Source organism: Paracoccus methylovorus (genome assembly GCF_016919705.1).
GTDB classification, from domain to species: Bacteria; Pseudomonadota; Alphaproteobacteria; order Rhodobacterales; family Rhodobacteraceae; genus Paracoccus; species Paracoccus methylovorus.
In genome coordinates this window covers 940114-962966 of the sequence record NZ_CP070371.1, presented here as the reverse complement: position 1 = coordinate 962966, position 22853 = coordinate 940114, and the positions used below count along the sequence as shown (strand labels likewise).

The following is a 22853-nucleotide window of genomic DNA, read 5'->3' as shown; positions in this document are numbered from 1 at the left end:
GCTGGCAGCATCCCGCCTAACGTTATGCGTGTTGGCTATTATGCAACAGTTGCCCCAGACGCGTGTGATTTCCCGATCAAGACCGCTTTCCAAGTCCTTGGGATTATGCGACTGTCTCATCGATGTTGCCGGAGACGGCAGCCGTCAAAGTACTGAACGGAGCATGATCATGACCAAATTCGCTACCTTCGCCCTGGCCCTGGGCCTGTCGGCTTCGACCGCTCTCGCCGGTGGCTATGTTGCCCCGATCGTGGAAGTCGAGCCGGTTGTCGTTGACGAGCGTCCCGCTTCCACCAACGCTGGCCTCGTCGTTCCCGCACTGCTGCTGCTCGGCGTTATCGCTGCCGTGGCTTCGGATGACGACGACCACTAAGCTAAGCGGAACTTCAATTCGTTGAGGTTTCAAAGAGGCTGACCATTGGTCAGCCTCTTCTTTTTGATGGTTCATTCTCGACCGTAACGCTTTCGTCGCTGCCCATAGGCGGCCCAGAAAAAAACCGGCCATACAAGGCCGGTTTTTTTTTCATTGCACTTTACCAGCGCCCTCAGGGCCGCAGCGTCTGGATGGTCATATATCCCAGCTTGGGCCCGGCCCATTGCCGAGAGACCGGCAGTTGCCCGCTCTGCGGCATGAAGCTGTTCTGGAAGCGCGCGCCATGACCTTCACAGCTTTCCAGGATCACGCCCGGCTTGGGGCCTGGAGAGGTGGTGCAGTTGAAGCTCAGCGGCCTCTCCAGCCCATCCCCGCTGTAGTAGCGCATGACCCGCTGGGCCGAACCCGAACGGTCGGCGCGGATCAGCGGTTCTGTGCCCGGCTCGACCACCGACAGGTCGTTTCCAAATCCGCGTGTCCCGATCAGCATGCCGTCGCGCATTATCAGGGCCTCTTTCGAGGGTGCCATATAGGTGCGCATAGAGCCGTTCTGCCCGGTCATCGCCATAACCTGCGACCGACCCAGAGATTCGAAATTCACCAGGATCAGCGGCGCGGGATTCACCCGCAGCGCCTCGGCTGCCATCTGTTCGGGCGTGCGCGGGGCTGCCGGGGCATTTTCCGTCTTGTCGCCGCGCAACCCGGACATGGCGCCCGTTGCGGTCTTGGCGGCGATCAGCAGGGGATTGGCGTCCCTGCCGGTGTCGTCATTGCCGCAGGCAGCGAGGCCCGCGATCAGCAGCACCGGCAGCACCGCCTTGTGAATGCGGGTCGTGATCATCGCCAGAAGCTCCCCCAGCCTTGATAAAGTTTGACGGATTGCGCGTCGCGGACCTTGTCGAAAAGTCGGCCGTTGACGTCCACCCGCGACCCGCCATCGCGCGACAGCGACCGCAGGGTCGTGCCCGCGCGATCACGAGAGGGCGTGCCCGCTGCCCATGAAATGGGTATCGAGACAGAGATGCCCTTGTCGAACGAGCCGTTTCCGAAATCTTCATCGCTCATATCGGTTTTGGTTGCATAAGCACCAACGCGCCAGCCGTTGGCGAATTCCCGCGTCAGAGTGAAAGTCGCACCTTTGTCACCCGCCAGGTATTTTCCGACATCCAACTGTGCGGTGAAACCGTTGGCAAACTCATAGTAAGCCGACAGGTGCCCGGTCGTAACTTCGTAATCGCGGAAGCCGAAAACATCGTCGAAATCACGCTTGCGCACGCGGTTGATCTCTGCCCCGAAAGCCAGCGGCGAGGTCGCGGGTTTCCACAGCACTTCGCCCGAAACGCCGCCATAGGCGCGCTCCAGCAGGCCTACCGTCACCCGGGTATAAATCTGCGATGTGGGCTGAGCATACCAAGCCAGCGTAAGCTCGGGGATGGTTGGCGAAGTGCGACCGGTGTACATTCTGGTGTCAGAGCGGACGCGCGGGATCCCGCCAGGAGATGTCTCGAGACTGGGATCGGCTTTATATTCGTCCGCGCTGTAGTGATCGCCTCTTTTCCCACCGTTAAGCTCAGGTGGGATGGCAGGCCCGCTTTGATCCATATTTCCGAAAGCGCGCTGACGCACGCTACCCGTTACAATCAAGCCCGGCATGATCTCGTAGCTGGCTCTTGCCTCGGCGCCGACTTCGTAACGCAAGGGATCCTCGGGATCGAACAAGCCGATGTCGAGATAGGGGCCAAGGCTCCAGCGGAAGCGCGGGAACAGGTCCGGTGTGGTCACCAGATCGCCCGGACGCGGCGTCGCATCTACCAGTTGCGATGCCGCGGCAATCTTGCCGGCCTCGGTATTTTCCAACCGCTCGACATCCGAACGGCGCAGCACGACCGACGATGTCGCCATCCCCTCGGAATTCGAGGTGATGACCAATGTCTCGACGGATGGGGGCAGAGCCCGCGTCATCAGTCGTGCGGTGCGGCCGACGGCCTCGGCCTGCTGGATATAGCGGGTGTTGCGGATGCGCACCTCGGCCCGGTTTGCCGACAGCGACATCGATTCCAGCACCTGCCCCTCATCAGCCAGTGCATTGGCCAGGACAGTCTGGATCGCGGGCTGTGCGGTCGGATCTGCGGACCATGCGCCCGCCCAACCCTCGGGATCAGCCGAGGGTGCGGGGCGCGTCCGAACCGGCGCCGGCGCCTTTTCCAACCCCGAAGGGAAGGGAGCATTGCGCGGATTCAGCGCAAAACTGAACTGAGCACCAAAAACGTCCCCGCCCAGTGTATAAAGCCCAAGCTGGTAGCTGGGGTTGAAGGTGTAATACGCGCCAAGGTTGAAATGGCTGCCGGGTGCCTCTTCGGTCCCCCTCCGCGTCTCGGGTGCGTATTTGTCGCTGGAGTATTCGGCGACCAGGCTCAGCTTTTCGTTGACCTGCCACGCGACCGAGCCGAAAGGCTTGGGACTGCCCGAAAACCATTGGTCGACATTTGGTTTACCCCCCAAATCGTCATCCGATTCGCGAAGCTTGCCGGCCAGACGACCCCAGCCAACGCCAAGACTGGCACGAATCTTCGGGGTAATGGTCTTGCTGGCGACGATGTATTCGCCGGAATAGACCCCGGTGCCCAGAAAGTCCTGAAGCCCGACTGCGACTGCGGGCCGCCAACCCGATTCATCCAGAACCTGGAAGCGGATGTCGAAGGAGCGGTCCCAGATATGGTTATCGAGGGCATCAATATGGTCTTCCATTCCCTCGACCCGCGCATAACGGAAGGCGGTCGTGATGCGGGGATGAAGCTGGAAGATGATGTTATGACGCCGTCCCAAACCGTTATAGGACAAAGTGCCGCCCAAGGTTCCGTCGGGCAGCATCTCTGCGGTCGGTGTTTCGACACCACCCGGCAGGCCGTAGCTGTTGAGCACATTGCCAATCATCGGGTCGGTATGGGCCGGGCTGATGCCGAGACCCAGAAGCAACGCCACCGGCACGGTCGAGGCCAGCAGGCGGCGGGTAAGGATCGTATGGGCGCGCATCGCGGCTCCTCTCAGGTCGTGGCCCGCAGCGGGGGTGGCGGGTTGTGGACGGGGCGCCGCGGTTGGCCCTGCGGCGCCCGGTTCGCTTGGCTTCATTCGCTCGGGGCGGGCGGTTCGGGCAGGATCGGAGCGGGCACCGGCACGGCATCCGTCGCATCAGACCCGCCGCCGCTTGCCGAGGGGCTGTCCGGGGTCGGGGTTTCGGCAGCCGGGGCGGGCGTCGTCGAGGGCGCGGCCGAAGGGGCAGGGGTTTCCACCGCCGGGCTCTCGGTCACCGTGCCTTCGGTCGTGTTGCTGCTGCCGGAGGAGGGCGTTTCGGCCGGCGTGCCTGTTTCCGGCGCCGTCACTGTCGGCGGGGCCGGCATCGCCTCGGGCGCCGTTCCCTGCGTCGTTCCGGTCGTCGGAGTCGTCGTCGGGGTTTCATCCGCAGGCGCGGCCTCGGGCTTGGCGGCCGGCGCTGTGGGTTTCGGCGTGGTCTTGGGCTTCGGTGTCGCCGACGAGGCGCGCACTTGCGCCTTGGGCATCGTGTCGGTGGGCGCAGCACAACCGCTCAGACGTTGGCTGCCCACGCGCAGGCGCGCGGTGAAGGGCGTTTTCTGGTCGCCCATCTGGCATTCCGCCGCTTGAATGTTCAGTGCGAAGACCGAACCGTTCATGGTGCCGATGAATTCCACGCCGCGACCATAGGCCATGCGCCGCACGGTGACGCCGACCGATTTCGCACCGGGGCGTTCGTAGACGGCGGTGTTGTCGGATGCTGTTACGGTCCAGCCGCTGCCGGTGGCACGGAAAATGGCGGTGTTAAGGGTGCTGGCCTCGGCGGTGGCCACGGCCTTGCCCTCAGTCCCGGTTTCGATCGGTTGTTCCAGCGGTGAAACGCTGGGCGGGCCAGAATGGGAGGGGGTCTCGGACTCGGCCGATTTCTGGAAGGGCAATTCACCGCAGGCGGCGAGGGCCACAGTCATCGAAAGGACGGCGAATGCCGAACGAAATTTCATCTGCTCTGTCCCGGTTCCTTGGGTTTTGCTTATGCTGATTGGCTACAGGAAGGCCGGGGTTTGGGCAAGCACCGACACGCCCCGGCCATGGTCAAAGCCGGGGTTTGCGCGATTCTTTGCACGCCGCTCAGCAGTTGGGGACATTGACGGCCAGCCCGCCCAACGAGGTCTCTTTATATTTGTCGCTCATGTCGCGGCCGGTCTGGCGCATGGTTTCGATGGCGGCGTCCAGCGGCACGAAATGCTGGCCGTCGCCGCGCAGCGCCAGCGATGCCGCCGAAACCGCCTTGATCGCGCCCAAGCCGTTACGCTCGATGCAGGGCACCTGCACCAGCCCCTTCACGGGGTCGCAGGTCATGCCAAGATGATGCTCAAGCGCGATTTCAGCGGCATTTTCAACTTGCTGCGGGGTGCCGCCCATGACGGCGCAGATCCCGGCCGCCGCCATGGCGCTGGCCGATCCGACCTCGGCCTGGCAGCCGCATTCCGCACCTGAGATCGAGGCATTGTGCTTGATCAGCCCGCCGATGGCCGCCGCAGTCAGCATGAATTCGTCGAGCTGGCGTTCCGAGGCGCCGGGCACATGGTCCAGCCAATAGCGGATTACCGCCGGGACCACGCCTGCCGCGCCATTGGTCGGTGCGGTGACGACCTGTCCGCCAGCGGCGTTTTCCTCGTTCACGGCCATGGCATAGATCGACATCCAGTCGTTGATGACATGCGGCGCGGTCAGGTTCATCCCTGCCTCGGCCTTCAGCGCCTCATGAATGGCTGCGGCGCGGCGGCGGATCGACAATCCGCCGGGCAAGATGCCGCGCGTGGCCAGACCCCGGTCCATGCAGTCGCGCATGACTTGCCAGATGTTGTGGATACCGGCTGAAATCTGGGCATCGCCGCGAAAGATGCGCTCGTTCTCGCGTTTCATGGCTGCGATGGATTTGCCGGATTTCTCGGCCATTTCCAGCATCTCGGCGGCCAAGGCAAAGGGGTAGGGCACCTTGGGTGCGGCGTCGGTCCGGGTCTCGTCGCCGCGCGCGGCCAGTTCTGCCTCGGTCAGCACGAAGCCGCCGCCAATGGAATAATAGGTTTCGCGAAAAATCACGTCGCCCTGCGCGTCGGTCGCCATCAGGATCATGCCGTTGGCATGGCCGGGCAAAGCGCGGTCATAATCAAAGATCAGCTCGCGCGTCGGGTCGAACGCCAGATCGCCCAGACCTTGCGGGGACAAAAGCCCGGTTTCGCGGTTTTGCGCCAACGCGGCCTCGGCCCTTTCCTGATCCATGGTTTCGGGCAGGAAACCGGCGAGACCCAGAATGGTGGCGCGGTCGGTGGCATGGCCCTTGCCGGTAAACGCCAGGCTGCCGTGCAGGCTGGCCCGCAGCCCGTGGGCGCGAAAGGGTTGCGCGCGCAGCGCGTCAAGAAAGCGCCCTCCGGCCACCATTGGCCCCATGGTATGGGACGAAGAGGGGCCGACTCCGATCTTGAATATGTCGAAGACGGAAAGAAACATCGCGCGCACTCCCAGCTTGCGGGGAAAGCCTAGCTGCCGCGCCACCCACAAACCAGAGCGGTTGCGACAGCCGGCCTGAAGCTCCGCGACATTTGACGAAGCCGGATATGCTACCTATTTAGGCATGAAGCACGAAAAAGCGGCAAAATCCGGCGCGGCAGGAAAGCCTTTCGATCAGGCAGACGCCGTTTTCTTTCGCATCCCCGCCTGCTGGCATACGAGTTTCCCATGACATTGTCCGAACCTATCACCACTAAGCCCATCACCCTTGGCGCGACGCGACTGGGCCCGCCGGTCTTTCTGGCCCCCATGGCCGGGATCACCGACCTGCCGTTCCGTCGCGCCGTCGCCCGCCATGGCGGGGCAGGGCTGATGGTCAGCGAGATGGTTGCCTCGACCGAGATGGTGACGCCGCGCCCCTCGACCCGCGCGGCCGTGCGCGCCAAGGCGCTGACCGAAGGGCTGCTGCCCGTCAGCGTCCAGATCGCCGGGCGCGAGGCCGGCGCCATGGCCGAGACGGCGCGGATCGTCGCCGGGATGGGCGCGCGGATTGTCGATATCAACATGGGTTGCCCGGCCAAAAAGGTGACGGGCGGGCTGTCGGGCGCGGCGCTGATGCGCGACCTCGACCACGCCTTGCGGCTGATCGAGGCGGTGGTCGAGGCCGTGCCCGGCCTGCCGGTAACGCTGAAAATGCGTCTGGGATGGGACCACGACTGCCTGAACGCGGCTGAACTGGCCCGCCGCGCGGCAGGGGCCGGGATCAGGATGCTGACCGTGCACGGCCGCACCCGGGCGCAGTTCTATACCGGCATCGCCGACTGGGCCGCCATCCGCGAGGTTGCGAACCTGCCCGGCCGGCCGCCGCTGGTCGCCAATGGCGATGTGGTGGACGCAGCCTCGGCCCGCGCGGCCTTGCGGCTATCGGGCGCCGATGCGGTGATGGTCGGGCGAGGGGCGCAGGGTGCGCCGTGGAAACTGGCACAGATCGCGCATGAGCTTTGGGGCACGCCCACGCCCCGTATCCCGCAAGGTGCGGCATTGGCCGAGGCGGTGGCCGAGCATTACGACGACATCCTGTCGCTTTACGGGCACGAACTGGGCCTGCGCGTCGCCCGCAAGCATCTGGGCTGGTATGCCGGGGCGAACGGAGCCCCGAACCGCGCCGAACTTTTGCGCGCGCCCACCCCTGCTGCCGCGCTGGCGGCGATTCGCGCCGGTTTCGGGGATGCCGGTGCTGCGCTGGCCGATGACCTGCATGGCAATGCGCAAGCGACCGAGGTGCCTTCATGACCAGCCGGGCCGGGTCTGACATATTGCCCGATCCCGAGGTCGAGGCAGGCGGCGGTTTCATCCCGGCAGAAGTCGGACCGAACTGGTCAGCGCTTCCCCTGCCGGCGATCATTCTGGATGCGCAGGGGCGCATTGCGGCAATGAATGATCTGGCCGAGGCTTTCCTGAACATCTCCTGCCGCTCCTCTCTGGGGCAGGCGCTGGAGGGGGCCGAGATGCTCAAGCGACTGCGGATCGTGCCCGCGCTGGGTTCGATCCTGGGGCGCATGCGCGAAGGCCATGACGCGCTGAACCGCGCCGGGGTGCGCTTCGAGATAGGCGACCGCTCGGGTGGCCATTCCGACCGCATCGGCACCATTCATGCCGGACCCGCGCCCAGTCCCACAGGCGGGACGGTCATCCTGATCTCGCCGCTGGACGGGGCCGGGCGGCTGGGGCAGGGGCAGGCCGCCCGCTCGGCCGCGCGCTCGGCCATCGGCATGGCCGAGATGCTCGCGCATGAGATCAAAAACCCGCTGGCCGGCATCCGCGGGGCGGCGCAACTGATCGGCATGAACCTGACGGCCGAGGACCGCGACCTTGCCGACCTGATCGTTGCGGAATCGCGCCGCATCGTGGAACTGCTGGATCGCGTGGAACGCTTTGGCGACACTTCGATTCCCCGGCTTTCCGCCGTCAACATCCATGATGTGCTGGAACGCGTGCGCCGCTCGGCCGCGGTGGGCTTTGGCCAGGGGCTGCGCATCGTACCCGATTACGACCCATCGCTGCCGCCGGCGCTGGTCGATCCCGACCAGTTGGTGCAGGTGTGCCTGAATCTGGTCAAGAACGCCGCCGAGGCGATCCGCAGGGCCGGGCGTGAAACCGGCACCATTCGTATCCGCAGCTTTTACGACGGCACCCTGCGTCTGGCACCCACCGAGGCCGAGCCGCAGGGCCGCAACCTGCCCTTGCAGATCGAGATCGAGGACGACGGCCCCGGCATCCCCGAGACCATCATGGGCGAGGTTTTCGAGCCATTCGTGTCCGGGCGCGAGAACGGCACCGGCCTTGGCCTTGCGCTGGTGTCCAAGATCATCACCGACCACGGCGCATGGATTGCGCTGGATTCCCGCCCCGGCCGTACGATTTTCCGCATTTCCCTGCCCAAAGCCTGAGGTTTTCCCATGGACGGCACCGTTCTGATCGCTGACGACGACCGCACCATCCGCACGGTCCTGACGCAGGCGCTGACCCGCGCAGGCTGCAGGGTTCATGCCACTGGCTCGCTGTCGCAACTGCTTCGCTGGGTCGAAGAGGGGCGCGGGGATCTGGTCATCACCGACGTGATGATGCCCGACGGCAATGGCATCGACATGATCCCGGCAATCCGCAAGGCGCGACCAGATCTGCCGGTGATCGTGATCTCGGCCCAAAACACCATTGTCACCGCGATCCGCGCGACCGAGGCCGATGCTTTCGACTATCTGCCCAAGCCCTTCGACCTGCCCGATCTGATGACCCGGGCGGGGCAGGCCCTGTCGCGCCGGGTGCGCAAGTCCGACCCGTCGCCCGCCATACCTGCCCCCCTGGCCGAGGCTGGCGCCGATCCGGCCCTGCCGCTGATCGGCCATGCCCCGGCCATGCAGAACCTGTTTCGCATGGTGGCGCGGGTGCTCAACGCCGATCTGCCGGTGATGATCGCGGGCGAGGCGGGGGTGGGCAAAACCGTGGTCGCGCGATCCTTTCACGATCTGTCGGACCGGCGCGAGGCGGGGTTCGTCGTGCTGACCTCGGCCGATCTGTCCGAAGAGACGCTGCATCATGCTGCCGAACGCGCACAGGGCGGCACCTTGCTGATTGAGGATCCCGCCGGTTTCGACACCGCTGCGCAGGCCCGGCTGATCGGCATGATCGAGGCGTGGGAGGTCGGGCCCGGCCGTAACCTGATGCCGCGGCTTATCTCGACCACCGGCCCCGATCCGCAGGCCGATGTCGCCTTGGGCCGACTGCGCGCCGATCTTTATTACCGGCTGGCAGGGGTGACGATCACCGTGCCGCCGCTGCGCGCACGGGTGGACGACATCCCGCCGCTTGCACGGCACCTGCTGGCGCGTGCAGCCGGGCAGGGATTGCCCCAGCGCAGCCTGTCCGATGGCGCGACCGCCCTGATCCGCACCTATCCCTTTCCCGGCAACGTGCGTGAGCTGGAAAACATGATGCGCCGGCTTGCGCTGACCGCCTCGGCCTCCGAGATCACCGAGGCCGAGGCCGGCACCGCTCTGGCAGAATCCAGCCCGATCGTGCCGCAAACCCCCGGCACGACGCCTGGCGCCCCTGTCATCGCCGGCCCAGCAACCCCGACGACGTCCTTGGGCGAGCCGGCGAACATGCGTCTTGCACAATCGGTCGAGATGCACCTGCAGCGCTATTTCGACCTGCATGGCGATGACCTGCCGCCACCGGGCCTTTACGACCGCATCCTGCGCGAGATCGAGAAGCCGCTTCTTGAGATCGCACTGGACGCGACAGGCGGAAACCAGCTGCGTTGTGCCGATCTTCTGGGCATTAACCGCAATACTCTGCGCAAGAAGCTGACTGACCTTAATATCGAGGTGACACGGCGGCGCAAACTGATGTAAAACGGCCACAGATGGCCTTGCGAGAGTCGCTGAAAGGCCACAGAACGGCCGCGGCACAGCGGCGAAACCGTGAGGACGGGCAAGGTGGCCGGAGCACTGTCCAAGGGTACATGGGAACGCGTCGCGCGTTTGCGGCGGGTTCGGCTTTATCGCAATGTTGCGACGCTCGGTCTTGCCTTGCTGGGACCGGCGCTGGCCGCGCTGACCTTTGCCGTCATGGGACCCTTTGCCGATGCGGCTGCCGGTGGCTCGGTCCTGCGGTTGGTGCTGCTGGCGGACCTGATCTACCTGATCGTGCTGACCGGTCTGGTCGCGGCACGGATGGCCAAGATCGTGGCGGCACGGCGAAAATCGGCAGCGGGCTCGCGCTTGCACATGCGGCTTGTGGGGGTCTTTGCCACCATTGCGCTGGTGCCGACGGTGCTGGTCGCGTTGTTTGCCGGATTGACGGTCAACATCGGCCTTGAAGGCTGGTTTTCGAACCGGGTGCAGCAGGTGGTCTCGACCTCGCTGGCGGCGGCTGAGGCCTATCAGGACGAACATCGCCGGGACCTGACCAATGACGCCAAACTGCTGGCCGGGGCGCTGACCCAGGCCGCGCGGCAAAACCCGATGTTGGACGATGGCGAGTTGCGGCTGTTGCTGGGACAGGGCCAGGTGCTGATCCAGCGCGGCTTGCGGGAAGCCTATGTCATCGACGGTCGCGGCACGATCCGCGCGCGGGGCGAGCGCAGCTATCAGTTCTGGTATGAAGAGCCTTCCCCTGCCCAGTTCGACGAGGCCGCGACCCGGGGTCTGGTGCTGATCGAGGATTGGCAGAACAACGAATTCCGCGCCCTCGTGCCGCTGGCGCCGCTTGCCGACCGCTATCTTTACGTCACGCGCGACGTGGACGGCAGTCTCTTGGGCCTTCTGGACGATACCCGCCAGACCGTCGGCGACTACCAGCGGCTGGAACAGGAACGCGGCCGGGTGCTGTTCGAGTTTTCGCTGCTTTATCTGGGTTTCGCGCTGCTTCTCGTCGCGGGTGCGATGTGGCTGGGCCTGTGGTTCGCCGACCGGCTTTCACGTCCGATCGGGCGGTTGGCCGAGGCATCGGAACAGGTCGGTAAGGGCAATCTGGATTTTCAGATCCCCGAACCCGACACCGGGGACGAAATCCAGACGCTGGGCGAAAGCTTCAACCGCATGACCCGCCAGCTCAAGCAGCAACGCGAAGAACTGGTCGAAAGCTATCGCGCCGCCGACGACCAGCGGCGGTTGTTCGATTCCGTGCTGTCTTCGGTCACTTCCGGGGTGATCGGCCTGGACGCGGCGGGCGAGATCGACTTTCTCAACCGTTCCGCCACGCGGCTGCTGGACCTTGATCCGGCGACCGCCCATGACCGCCTGCTGTCCGAGGCGGTGCCCGAACTCGCCCCTCTGTTCGAGCGCCTGTCGCAAACCGTCAATGAATCGGTGCAGGACGAAATTCGCCTGACGCGCGAGGGCAGGGTGGAAAGCCTGCTTGTGCGCATGGCGATCCGGCGCGGTGCGGCCGGTGGGTTGGAAGGCTATGTGGTGGCGCTGGACGATGTCACCGACCTTGTCTCGGCGCAGCGTATGGCGGCCTGGGGCGATGTGGCACGCCGCGTGGCGCATGAGATCAAGAACCCCCTGACCCCGATCCAGCTTTCGGCGGAACGGCTGAAGCGCAAATTCGGTCCCATCGCCGGTGACGAACGCGAGGCGCTGGAGCAGTATACCGAGGTCATCATCCGGCAAACCAACGATCTGCGCCGGATCGTGGACGAATTCTCGCGCTTCGCCCGGATGCCCGAACCGGACCGCAAGGAAACCGACATCGCCAAGCTCTTGCGCGATGCGGAACTGATGCAGCGCGACGCGTTGCGTGGCGCGCTGATCTCGGACATCCCCGACGAGCCGGTGATCGTGGATGCCGATGCCGGCATGATGCGGCAGGTCTTTACAAACCTGTTGAAGAATGCCGGAGAAGCGATTGATGAACTTATAGAAAATCCACCTGAAAACTGGACTCCACAGGTCAGGGTCGAATTGCGTGTGGCCCCGGATGCGGTCACCATCCGCATCACCGACAATGGCCCCGGGTTGCCCCAGGACCGCACCCGGCTGTTCGAGCCCTATGTGACCATGAAACCGGGCGGCACCGGGCTTGGCCTGCCCATCGTCAAGAAGATCGTCGAAGAGCACGGCGGCAGCCTGATGCTGACCGACGCCCCCGAAGGACGCGGCGCCATGGCCCAGATCCGGCTGCCGCGCGAACGCCAGCCGGTGCGCCTGTCCGCGCGCCGCCACAAACACGAGCAGGAAGCAATGAAATGAGCGATATTCTGATTGTCGATGACGAGCGGGACATCCGTGAACTGATTTCCGATATCCTGCGCGACGAGGGGTTCTCGACCCGTCTCGCCGCCAACTCCGACCAGGCCGTGGCCGAACTGAACGCGGCCGAGCCGACGCTGATGATCCTCGATATCTGGCTCAAGGACAGCAAGATGGACGGGATCGACATCCTGAAACAGGTCAAGCGCAACAACCCCGAAGTGCCCGTGGTCATCATCTCGGGCCATGGCAATATCGAAATCGCGGTGGCGGCGATCAAGCAGGGCGCCTATGATTTCATCGAAAAGCCCTTCAACATCGACCAGCTTCTGGTGGTGATCCGCCGCGCCATGGAGACCGCGCGCCTGCGCCGCGAGAATTCGACGTTGAAACGCGGCGAGGCGAAGGCGGCCGAGATGCTTGGCAACTCCGCCCCCTTCCGGCGGCTGCGCGAACAACTCGACAAGGTGGCGAAATCGAACGGTCGGGTCATGCTGACCGGTGAGCCGGGGGCAGGCAAGGAAATCGCCGCGCGCTACGTTCATGGCCAAAGCCCGCGTGCGCGCGAGCCTTTTGTCACCGTGTCCTGTGCGACGATCGAGCCCGAGCACATGGAAGAAGTCCTCTTCGGTCGTGAAACCCCTGAGCGCGGCATCGAGCCGGGCCTGCTGGAGCAGGCGCATGGCGGCGTGATCTATTTCGACGAGGTCGCGGATATGCCGCTGGGCACCCAGCCCAAGATCCTGCGCGTGCTGACTGAACAACAGTTCCAGCGTGCGGGCGGCACGGACAAGGTCCGGGTGGATTTGCGCGTAATCTCTTCGACCAATCGCGACCTGTCGGTCGAAATCGCATCCGGCCGTTTCCGGCAAGAGCTTTACGACCGGTTGAATGTCGTGCCGGTCGCCGTGCCCTCGCTTGCCGACCGACGCGACGATATTCCGCTGCTGGCTATGCATTTCATCGAACAGTTCCACGCCAGCCAGGGCTTGCCACAGCGCGCCCTCCCCGAGGAAACCTGCGCCGCGCTGCAAGCGATGAATTGGCCAGGCAATATCCGCCAGTTGCGCAATGTGATCGAACGCGTGCTGATCCTGGGAGATGGGGTCGGGCCGATCCAGCCCTCGGAACTGGAAGGCCAGAACGGCAGCGCCACCACCAGCGACGCTTTGGCGCTTGGCCCGCAGATCACCAGCCTTGCGCTGCGTGAGGCGCGCGAACTTTTTGAGCGGGAATATCTGCTGGCACAGATCAACCGTTTCGGCGGCAATATCAGCCGCACCGCGCAATTCGTCGGCATGGAAAGGTCGGCCTTGCATCGCAAGCTCAAGTCGCTGGGGGTCGTCGGCGGCATCCGCGTCGAGGAAGAACTCGTGGGTAAATAGCAGCTCGGACGACAACGTCTTTTGGGTATTTGAACAACAAAGAAGTCCGCCCGTCATCGCCCTTTCTGCATGACCTGTCGTTTCTTCGTTGTCTAAATACCCATCCGACGGTGCCACATGCGATAGGGGAGCCGGTTTCGCGCCGGTGTTTTCCTGTATCGGTCGCATCTGCCTCGCGCTAGGATCGCGTCTTACCAAGAGGATGGAACCGGGGCCGGAATGAAGATCATCATCTGCGGGGCGGGGCAGGTCGGCTGGCATATCGCGCGCCATCTTGCAGGCGAGCGCAACGATGTCACCATCATCGACACCAATGCCGAGCTGATCCGGCGTGCCACCGACGCGCTGGATGTGCAGGGGGTGACCGGTTTTGCCAGCCATCCCGATGTACTGGACCGGGCGGGCGCCCGGGATGCCGACCTGATCATTGCCGCGACCCATTCGGACGAGGTGAACATGGTCACCTGCCAGGTCGCGCACTCCGTCTTTCAGGTGCCGCGCAAGATCGCCCGGTTGCGCAGTTCTGCCTATCTGGATGCCATCTATTCCGATCTTTACCGCACCGATCACCTGCCGATCGATGTCGTCATCAGCCCCGAGCGCGAAGTGGCGCGGGCGGCGATGCAGCGGCTGTCGGCCCCGTCAACATTTGATGCCGAGACGTTTCTCGAGGGCAGGTTGCATCTTCTGGGGATCTCGCTGGAGCCCGACAGCCCGGTTCTGAACACCCCGTTGCGCCAGCTCAACGACATGTTCATCAGCCTCAGCGCGCTCGTGACCGGCGTGCGGCGCGGCGGCAAGCTGTTTGCGCCCGAACCCGGCGACCAGTTGTTCGAGGGCGATCAGGTTTATGTTTTCACCCTGACCGAGGACGTTCCGCGGACGTTGGAAATCTTTGGCAAACCCATGGCCAAGCAGGAAAGCGTGGTCATCATCGGTGCGGGAAATGTCGGGCTGGCCGTCGCACAAGCACTGGAGGCGCGTCCCGAGCGGATTCGTGTGAAGCTGATCGAGCGCAGCCGGGCGCGGGCCGAGGATGCGGCAGATGCCTTGAATCGCACCATCGTCCTGAACGGCGACGGGCTTTCGGCCGAACTGCTGGAAGAAGCCGCCGTGCCGCGTGCCGATGCGGTTCTGGCCATCACGGACGACGACAAGACCAATATCCTGGCCGCGGTGCGCGCCAAGCAGGCCGGCGCCAAGCTGGCGATCTCGCTGGTCAACGATCCGACGCTGATGTCGCTGATGGAGCCCTTGGATATCGATGCCTTCATCAACCCGCGCGCCAGCACCGTCTCGACCATCTTGCGTCATATCCGGCATGGCCGGGTGCGCGACATTTACTCCATCGGCGACGCCGAGGCCGAGGTGATCGAGGCGCAGGTGCTGTCGACCTCGCCGATTGCGGGTCGGGCGGTCCGTGACATCGAGTTTCCCGAAGGCGCGCTGATGGGCGCCGTGCGCAAGGGTGATCGCGTGGTCAAGCCGACCGGCGATCTGCGCATCGAGGAGGGCGATATCGTCGTGATCTTTGCACTCGTCTCCGACATTCCCGAGGTCGAACGCCTGCTTCAGGTCTCGATCGACTTCTTCTGAGGTCCGGGCCATGAGGCTTTTGCTGCATCTGCCGCTGATCGTGATCCTGGCCGGGATTGGCGCGCTGGCGATGGCGTTGCCCGGGCTTTATGCCCATGCCTTGGAAAGCCACAAGATCGGCTCGATCTTTCTGGGGGCGGCGGGGCTCTTCGTGATCCTGGCCGCAATTCTGGGGCTTGCCACCGCCAACCGGCCAGAGGGATCGCAGTCTCGCAGCGTGCTCTTGACCATGCTGGGCACCATGGTGCTGCTGCCTGCCATGCTGGCCGTGCCTTTTGCGCTGGCCCTGCCCGATACCGGCTTTTTCAATGCCTGGTGGGAGATGATCTCGTGCCTGACCACCACTGGAGCCTCGCTTTACTCGGCCGATCTGCTGCCGGCGCCGCTGCATTTGTGGCGGGCGCTGGTGGGCTGGATGGGCGGGCTGTTCATGCTGGTTGCGGCAATCGCGCTTTTGGCGCCGCTGCGGGTGGGGGGCTTCGAAATCATGTCCTCGCCCTATGGTCGCAGCGAACGCTATGAGCGGCTGCCGCCTTCGGCAGACGGCTGGGGGAACGCAGGTCATCTGTCGCATCCCGCCTTTCAAATGGAGCTGGCCGACCCGGCGCATCGGGTGATGCGGGCGGGAAGGGTGGTCCTGCCGGTTTATGCCGGGCTGACGCTTTTGATGTGGACGTTGCTTTTGATGCTGGGCGAGCCGGGGCTGGTCGCGCTGACCCGGGCGATGGGGACGCTTTCGACCAGCGGCATCAGCCCGGTCGATGGCCCTGCGGGGCAGGGCAGCGGCGTCACCGGCGAGGTGGTGATCTTCCTGTTCCTGATCCCGGCCCTGTCGCGCCGTTTCTGGCCGGGCGGCGGTGAGTTGAAGGCCAGCGAAAGCTGGGCCGGGGACCCCGAATTGCGCATGGCTGCCGTGGTGGTTCTGCTGGTTTCGGTCGTGTTGTTCGCGCGGCATTTCGTGGGTGCCATCGGCGTTTCACCGACTGGCGTTCAGGGAGGAGCGGTCAAGCTGGACAGCGCCATTTCGGCTGCTTGGGGCGGGCTTTTCAACGGGCTGAGCTATCTGACCACGACCGGCTGGAACTCGGTTGAATGGCAGGGCGCGCGCAATTGGTCGGGGCTCAGTTCTCCGGGCCTGATGCTGGCGGGGCTGGCGATGATGGGCGGCGGCGTCGCCACCACCGCAGGCGGCGTCAAGCTGTTGCGGGTCTATGCTTTGGCCCGCCATTCCGAGCGCGAGTTGGAGCGGATCGTGCATCCCAGTTCAGTCGGCGGCGGCGGGCTGATGGCGCGGCGGCTGCGGCGCGAGGGGGCCTATCTCGCCTTCATCTTCTTCATGCTTTTCGCCAGTTCCATAGCCGTGACGGTGATGCTGATATCCCTGCAGCGGGTCGAATTCGATTCGGCGACCATCCTGTCGATCGCGGCGCTCAGCAACACCGGGCAGTTGGCAGGGGCCATCCCGCTGGCCCCGACATTCCAGGGCTCTGCCGGCATGGCGGGCGCGCCATGGGCCGGCTGGGCGGGGTTGCCGGGGCTGACCAAGGCGGTGCTGGCAGGGGCGATGGTGGTCGGCCGGGTCGAGACTCTGGCGATCCTGGCGCTGTTTTCGCCCGAATATTGGCGGCGCTAGGCAAGATCATCTGCTTGCATGCGGCTGTCTGCTCGCCTAAGTCTTGAAAAACAGCGATAAGAACAAGGTGCCCCGAATGGCCGGCGACAAACAGAACCTCCAGGACGCTTTTCTGAACCATGTGCGCAAAAGCAAGGTTCCGGTAACGATTTTTCTTATCAATGGTGTGAAACTGCAGGGTGTCATCACCTGGTTCGACAATTTCTGCGTGCTTCTGCGCCGTGATGGCCAGTCGCAACTGGTCTACAAACATGCCATCTCGACCATCATGCCGGGGCAGCCGATCAGCCTCTATGAGGGCGAGGACTGATTGGCTGAACCCACGGAAACCCGCGAGCGCCCGACCCGGGCCTATGTGATTCACCCCGATCTGGGCAATTCGCGCACCCGCCGGTCGCCCGAACTCGCCTTGGAAGAGGCGGTGGCGCTGGCTCATGCGCTGCCCGCAATCGACGTGACCGGGGCCGAGGTGGCGCGGCTGCGCAACCCCGATGCCGGGATGCTGTTTTCCAAGGGCAAACGCGAAGAGATCGGCCAGCACCTGAGGGCCGTCGCCGAGGGCGAGGGGGCAGAGCTGGTGCTGATCGACGGCCCGGTCACGCCGGTCCAGCAGCGCAACCTGGAAAAGGAATGGGACGTCAAGATCCTGGACCGCACCGGGCTGATTCTTGAAATCTTTGCCGACCGGGCACAGACCCGCGAGGGCGTCTTGCAGGTCGAACTGGCGGCGCTGGCCTATCAGCGCACAAGGCTGGTGCGGGCCTGGACCCACCTGGAACGCCAGCGCGGCGGGCTTGGCTTTGTCGGCGGCCCGGGCGAGACCCAGATCGAGGCTGACCGCCGCGCCATCGACGAACAGATGGTGCGCCTGCGCCGGCAGCTTGAACGCGTGGTCAGGACGCGCGAACTGCACCGCAAGGCGCGCGCCAAGGTGCCTTATCCAATCGTGGCGCTGGTTGGTTACACGAATGCCGGAAAATCAACTCTTTTCAACTTGTTGACTGGCGCCGCAGTCATGGCCAAGGATCAGCTTTTCGCCACGCTCGATCCGACCATGCGGCAACTGACCTTGCCGGGGGGGCGCAAGATAATCCTGTCGGATACGGTGGGGTTCATCTCGGAACTGCCGCATGAATTGGTCGCGGCCTTCCGCGCCACGCTTGAAGAGGTGCTGGCGGCCGATCTGATCCTGCATGTGCGCGACATCAGCCACCCCGAGACCGAGGAGCAGGCCGGCGACGTAGGCGAGATCCTCGATTCGCTTGGGGTGGATGAGGATGTCCCGCTGATCGAGGTTTGGAACAAGATCGACGCGCTTATGCCCGAGACCCGCGCGGCTTTGCAGCGCACCGATGCGCGAACCCAGGGCGTGCAAGCGATCTCGGCACTGTCTGGCGAGGGGATCGGGGCGCTTCTGGACGCGATCGAGGCGCATCTTTCGCAGGCGCTGGATGAACCGCAACGCGAGGACGAACTGGTGCTGCCGCATTCGGACGGACGTCGCCGGGCGTGGCTGCACAGGCAGGGCGTCGTGACGGGCGAAGAGGTTGCGGATGAAGGTGTGCGGCTGCACCTGCGCTGGACAGATCGGCAGAAGGCGACGTTCGAGGCCCTCTGATCGGCATCTTTCCGCATCAGTGCTTCGGAATTGGTTGCTGTGGATCAGGAAACCTTCGGCTTTTTCGAACAGTTGCCTTTCACCTTGAGAGGACGGTTGGCACTCCTAGATTGTCTGGGCGAGGACCAGCGCGCCGAATGGTTGCTTGACAAAGGCCAACACAGCGCAAGCGCGGCTTTTGGGCAACTCGAGGCTGGCAGATTCCGACTGGTATCCGCTGCGGGCGCCGCGAAGTGCCGGATCTTTCGGCGCCGATCTGGGCGATGTGTCGATGGCGGCACTCACCGCGCGGCTTCGGGACTGGAGCGGCGCGGGCGAGGGGCTTTTCCAATGGACCGTCTATCGGGATCGTGCCGGACGGGGTCGGCAACTCGGCTGAGGCGATGTGGTGGATCGTCTGGAAGACGGGCGGCCTGATCCGGGCCGGTCGTCCCCTCATTCGAAATAGCCTATTATGAGGTGTTGCATAACGGGCTGATCGCAGTCAGCAACCGACAATTCTATGAGAGCACGCTTTTCGTTGTTCCTAGCCCCTATACGGCTGAGGCAGGGATGGGACTTCGATTTCACTACATTCCGGACGGGCTCTCCGACGCGGGCGGCAAGCCGAAAAGCTCCGGTTTCAGACGGTCCAAAATCGGTAGGCAGGGCAGTGGGGGTCGAACGTCCAGGCGGCCAAGGTTGCATTGTCGAGCTCGCCATGGATCGCGTCTTTTGGACGCTTCACCATCGCCGTAATCGGCACCTTTGTTATCCTTCTACTCAAAGAGAAGGTTCGCTGGGAGGTGCTCTCGCGTAATCTATTGCCGTTCATTGTCCTAGGCGTAATCGGCGTGGCGGGCTTCAACGGGTCACTCTTTGTCGGCTTACAGTCCTCCAGCCCGATCACCGCATCCCTGATCATGGCTACGACGCCGATCTCAGCGAATATTATCGAGGCGACCATCAACCGGAAAATTCCAGCGACTGATCGCATCGTCGGGATGATCGTCAGCCCGCTCGGCGTTTCCCTGGTCATCACGAACGGCCAGATTCTGTCTGGCCGCATCGACTTCGCCTCCGGCGATCTGATCATTCTCGGCGGCTCCATCGGATGGGCAGCCTACACTGTTGGGGCACGCGCCTTCGTCACGGATTCGACACCGCTTGAGACCACAACCGGGACCATGCTGTTCGGAACCCTCACGCTTGGCTTGGCTGGGCTGCCTTCGCATTCGAATCTCCGATCACGGGGGTAGTGGCGGGCTCCGGAATCGGCTTCCTCGCAATCCTGTGGATGGGGATTGCCGGTTCGGTCTTGGCTTATTTGTTCTGGAATGTCGGGATTGCCGTACGTGGACCGGGGAAGACATCAATTTTCTTCAATTTTGTACCGGTTTTTGCTCTCATGATTGAAATCACTTTGGGTACGATACCTCATTTGGTCCAGATAATTGGGATTGCTATAACTATCTGCGGTGTGCTCGTCGGTCAGGGCCTTTTTTCTACCATGGCATCGAAAGGAGTCTCATGATCTCGAGAATGGCGGGGTTATTGCAAAATTGCTCGATGGTTTTCTATGAGCCTGTTTCAAATCCTAATCCTGAAGAATATTTTCTGGGCCGGAAGTCTCCATCGCCTATCGCGTCGGCAACGCGTGCTCGTCGAGGCGAGTAAAAGGCTAATTTTCTGACCAAGACAGTGGATGTCTTGGGACTGACCGGGCTCAGTTCGGTCACAATCGGCATTTGCTGGGAGTGGTCGTTCTGCTTTTGATTCCAGTCATCTGGATGATTGTCATGACAGGGTTCGTTGTCCCCTGCATACTCTGAGCCACCAAGACCCAAGATTCATGATGAAATCGCTGCCGCAGTTTACCAATCTGCCTGCCCCTATCATCCGTGGATATTCAGGCCGTTTCAGCTTACGCGATTGGCTGAAAATCTGCTGAACAGGGCCAAAAGCTCGTTCTGGTTGTCCCGGTGCCAAAGCAGCGATATCCGGTGCGCAGCCTCGGCCTCTTCGATTTCCAGATAGCGGACATTGCCGAATTTGGACCGGCTCAACGATTGTGGCACCAGTGACACGCCCATGCCGCGACTGACCAGTGCCACGACAGTAAACCAATGCTGGATATGATAACCCGAATAGGGCCGGTTCGAGCCGCTTGCCAGCAAGCTGACGATCTTGTCGTAGAACTGCGGTGCGAATTCGCGCGAGAACAGCAGCACCCGTTCATCTTCCAGATCGGCCAACCGGACACGGCCGCGCGAGGCCAGCCGATGATCGCGCGGAGCACATCAGACGTTCGGTCTCCAGCACATGCTCGGCAATCTGTTCGGGCAGGCTGACCGAATGCACGAAGCCCAGATCGATGCTGCGATTCATCAGCCCGTCGATCTGCTTGACGGTGTTCATTTCGCGTAACTGCAATTCGACATCGGGGTAAGCCTCGTGAAACTCTTTGAGGGTCGTGTCGGTCAATGAATCGGTGTTCATCGCTACCAACCGCACCGCCTTTGGCAAGCGGCTGATCGACCTGCCGCTGATGCGCAGGCAACTGGCCAAGATGCTTGTGACGGCCGAACAGGGCCGCTCGATGGTGTTCCATACCGCCCGCGTTCTCGAAGCTGCCGACCGAGGTGAGGCAAACATGGCCAAGGTGCTGCGGATCATGACGCCGCTGGTCAAATTCCGCACCTGCCGCGATGCCCGCAAGGTGGCGGGGGACGGTATGGAGGTGCGCGGCGGCTGCGGGTATATTGAGGAATGGTCGGATGCCCGCGTGCTGCGCGATGCCCATCTGGGCTCGATCTGGGAAGGCACCAGCAACATCGTGGCGCTGGACGTCGCCCGCACGGTGCGGCGCGAAGATGCGCTGTCTGCGTTGGAAACCTATCTGGCCGGATTGAACGAGGAAACTGAATCCGTCCTCGGCTCGCAACCCGCCGTAACCGAGGCGTTCAAACGCGCCGCCGGTCTGCTTCACGCCGTTGCCCACGATCCATCGCGCGAGGTTGAAACGCGGCAGGCCGCCAGCGCGGTCTATAACGCCACCTCGGCCTCGGTCATGGCCTGGGAAAGCGCACGGCAAACTGCACTGACCAATGAGCGCAGCAACGACCGGCTGGTGCTGGCCCATGGCGTGCTGCGCCACAAGCTCGGCAGTCGCGATCCGCTGGCTGCCAGTCAGTCCGGGGAGGATGATGATCTGATGTCGCTGGTCCACACCACGCTCAGCGACGCCAGCATCGCGGAGGCGGCGCAATGACCGGCGCGCTTGAAGGGATCCGCGTGATCGACGTCAGCCGGATCCTTGGCGGACCCTTTGCCGGGCAGGTGCTGGGCGATCATGGTGCCGATGTGATCAAGGTCGAACCTCCGGCCGGCGATGATACCCGGACATGGGGGCCGCCTTTCCAGGGTGACACCGCGTCCTATTTCCTTGGGCTGAATCGCAACAAGCGCGCCATCGCCCTCGACCTGAGCAAGCCCGAGGGGCGCGAGGTGCTGCTGCGCCTTCTGGAAGAGGCCGATGTGCTGCTGGAGAACTACAAGACCGGCACCCTTGAGGCGTGGGGCATTGGCCATGACGTGTTGTCGAAGAGATTTCCGCGTCTGATCCATTGCTGCGTGACGGGTTTTGGCGCGGACGGTCCCTATGGAGGGCTGTCTGGCTATGATGCCGTGCTGCAGGCCATGGGCGGGCTGATGAGCGTGAATGGCGATGCCGATGGCGGACCCACCCGGATCGGGCTGCCGGTAGTCGATATGGTCACGGGCCTGAATGCGGTAATCGGCATCATGATGGCGCTGCACGAGCGAGCTTGCAGCGGCAAAGGCCAATTTGTCGAAGCGGCCTTGTTCGATACCTCATTGTCGCTGCTTCATCCGCATGCGGCCAATTACTTCCTGTCGGGCAAGCTGCCGCAACGCAGCGGCAACAGTCACCCCAACATCGCGCCCTATTCGACCTATGCGACCGGATCACGACCGATTTATCTGGCGATCGGCAATGACGGGCAGTTTCGCAAGCTGTGCCAGTTGATCGGCGCGCCGGCGCTGATGGACGACCCGCGCTTTACCTCGAACGCCGACCGGCTGAGCCATCGCGACGACTTGCGCCGCGAGCTTGAAACGGCCTTGGCGGGCTTTCAGGCCGAGGAACTGGCGCCGCGACTGATTTCGGCCGGTGTACCTGCGGGCCCGGTGCTGGACGTGGCCGAAACATTGGCGTTACCGCATACCGGACATCGCGGCATGATCGTGCAAAAGGGTGATTATCACGGGCTGGGCGCGCCGATCAAGCTTAGTCGGGCAACCGCCAGCTATCGCACGGCCCCACCGGAATTCGCCGCCGATACCGACGATATCCTTCGGGAGCATGGATTTTCGGATCAGCAGATCGCGGATCTGCGCGAGACGGGCGTGGCCCCGACCAGTCGAACCTGACGACCACTTTTTCTGAACA

General features: G+C 63.5%; 19 protein-coding genes and 1 pseudogene. 15 read left to right on the top strand and 5 right to left on the bottom strand.

What is annotated here, in order from left to right:
- Window positions 1–169 precede the first annotated feature (169 nt).
- On the top strand, window positions 170–373 hold the full coding sequence (locus JWJ88_RS18000; RefSeq protein ID WP_407673912.1) for a hypothetical protein: 204 nt from the start codon (window positions 170–172) through the stop codon (window positions 371–373).
- Window positions 374–545: 172 nt separating this feature from the next.
- Here the strand turns inward: JWJ88_RS18000 and JWJ88_RS17995 are convergent, their stop codons facing one another.
- The 4 genes from JWJ88_RS17995 to JWJ88_RS17980 all read right to left on the bottom strand — a co-directional run bounded on the left by JWJ88_RS17995 (window position 546) and on the right by JWJ88_RS17980 (window position 5914).
- A complete protein-coding gene (locus JWJ88_RS17995; RefSeq protein ID WP_205295811.1) occupies window positions 546–1214 on the bottom strand; it encodes a YjbF family lipoprotein in 669 nt (222 codons plus the stop codon).
- Window positions 1211–3406 (bottom strand): YjbH domain-containing protein, encoded by a 2196-nt coding sequence (locus JWJ88_RS17990; protein ID WP_205295810.1) that lies wholly within the window; start codon window positions 3404–3406, stop codon window positions 1211–1213. Before JWJ88_RS17990 ends, JWJ88_RS17995 begins: the two co-directional genes overlap by 4 nt.
- Before the next feature lie 92 nt (window positions 3407–3498).
- Complete coding sequence (locus tag JWJ88_RS17985; protein WP_205295809.1) at window positions 3499–4404, bottom strand: hypothetical protein; 906 nt, start codon at window positions 4402–4404, stop codon at window positions 3499–3501.
- Window positions 4405–4531: 127 nt separating this feature from the next.
- Window positions 4532–5914 (bottom strand): L-serine ammonia-lyase, encoded by a 1383-nt coding sequence (locus JWJ88_RS17980; RefSeq protein WP_205295808.1) that lies wholly within the window; start codon window positions 5912–5914, stop codon window positions 4532–4534.
- A gap of 228 nt (window positions 5915–6142) precedes the next feature.
- On the opposite strand from JWJ88_RS17980, the gene dusB reads away from it, so the two are divergent.
- From dusB to JWJ88_RS22235, 12 genes are all read left to right on the top strand, one after another.
- Window positions 6143–7207 carry a tRNA dihydrouridine synthase DusB gene (dusB, locus tag JWJ88_RS17975; RefSeq protein WP_205295807.1) on the top strand — a complete coding sequence of 355 codons (1065 nt, stop codon included), beginning with the start codon at window positions 6143–6145 and terminating at the stop codon, window positions 7205–7207.
- On the top strand, window positions 7204–8364 hold the full coding sequence (locus JWJ88_RS17970; RefSeq protein WP_205295806.1) for a two-component system sensor histidine kinase NtrB: 1161 nt from the start codon (window positions 7204–7206) through the stop codon (window positions 8362–8364). The genes dusB and JWJ88_RS17970 overlap by 4 nt, the downstream gene beginning before the upstream one ends.
- Window positions 8365–8373: 9 nt before the next feature.
- Window positions 8374–9828, top strand: coding sequence for a response regulator (locus JWJ88_RS17965; protein ID WP_205295805.1), 1455 nt, complete (start codon window positions 8374–8376; stop codon window positions 9826–9828).
- 84 nt (window positions 9829–9912) lie between these two features.
- Window positions 9913–12171: a sensor histidine kinase NtrY-like gene (locus JWJ88_RS17960; RefSeq protein WP_240200282.1), complete on the top strand. Its 2259-nt coding sequence runs from the start codon at window positions 9913–9915 to the stop codon at window positions 12169–12171.
- Window positions 12168–13556, top strand: a complete 1389-nt coding sequence (ntrX, locus tag JWJ88_RS17955; protein WP_205295804.1) for a nitrogen assimilation response regulator NtrX — start codon at window positions 12168–12170, stop codon at window positions 13554–13556. The genes JWJ88_RS17960 and ntrX overlap by 4 nt, the downstream gene beginning before the upstream one ends.
- A gap of 219 nt (window positions 13557–13775) precedes the next feature.
- Entirely contained in the window at window positions 13776–15152 is a 1377-nt protein-coding gene (gene trkA / locus JWJ88_RS17950; RefSeq protein ID WP_205295803.1) for a Trk system potassium transporter TrkA, read from the top strand.
- Window positions 15153–15162: 10 nt separating this feature from the next.
- Window positions 15163–16785 carry a potassium transporter TrkG gene (locus JWJ88_RS17945; RefSeq protein ID WP_205295802.1) on the top strand — a complete coding sequence of 541 codons (1623 nt, stop codon included), beginning with the start codon at window positions 15163–15165 and terminating at the stop codon, window positions 16783–16785.
- 76 nt (window positions 16786–16861) lie between these two features.
- Complete coding sequence (gene hfq / locus JWJ88_RS17940) at window positions 16862–17095, top strand: RNA chaperone Hfq (RefSeq protein WP_205295801.1); 234 nt, start codon at window positions 16862–16864, stop codon at window positions 17093–17095.
- A complete protein-coding gene (gene hflX / locus JWJ88_RS17935) occupies window positions 17096–18403 on the top strand; it encodes a GTPase HflX (RefSeq protein ID WP_205295800.1) in 1308 nt (435 codons plus the stop codon).
- 145 nt (window positions 18404–18548) lie between these two features.
- Complete coding sequence (locus JWJ88_RS17930; protein WP_205295799.1) at window positions 18549–18782, top strand: hypothetical protein; 234 nt, start codon at window positions 18549–18551, stop codon at window positions 18780–18782.
- Window positions 18783–19089: 307 nt separating this feature from the next.
- Entirely contained in the window at window positions 19090–19641 is a 552-nt protein-coding gene (locus tag JWJ88_RS17925; protein WP_205295798.1) for a DMT family transporter, read from the top strand.
- A 38-nt stretch (window positions 19642–19679) separates the two neighbouring features.
- Entirely contained in the window at window positions 19680–19916 is a 237-nt protein-coding gene (locus JWJ88_RS22235) for an EamA family transporter (protein ID WP_407673950.1), read from the top strand.
- 385 nt (window positions 19917–20301) lie between these two features.
- Here JWJ88_RS22235 and JWJ88_RS17915 read toward each other — a convergent pair.
- Window positions 20302–20800, bottom strand: a pseudogene (locus JWJ88_RS17915) (LysR substrate-binding domain-containing protein).
- 73 nt (window positions 20801–20873) lie between these two features.
- Between JWJ88_RS17915 and JWJ88_RS17905 the strand changes: the two are divergent.
- The gene (locus tag JWJ88_RS17905; RefSeq protein ID WP_240200281.1) at window positions 20874–21653 is read left to right on the top strand and encodes an acyl-CoA dehydrogenase family protein; all 780 of its coding nucleotides are present in this window, start codon (window positions 20874–20876) and stop codon (window positions 21651–21653) included.
- Window positions 21650–22834, top strand: coding sequence for a CaiB/BaiF CoA transferase family protein (locus JWJ88_RS17900; protein ID WP_205295794.1), 1185 nt, complete (start codon window positions 21650–21652; stop codon window positions 22832–22834). Before JWJ88_RS17905 ends, JWJ88_RS17900 begins: the two co-directional genes overlap by 4 nt.
- Window positions 22835–22853: the final 19 nt, after the last annotated feature.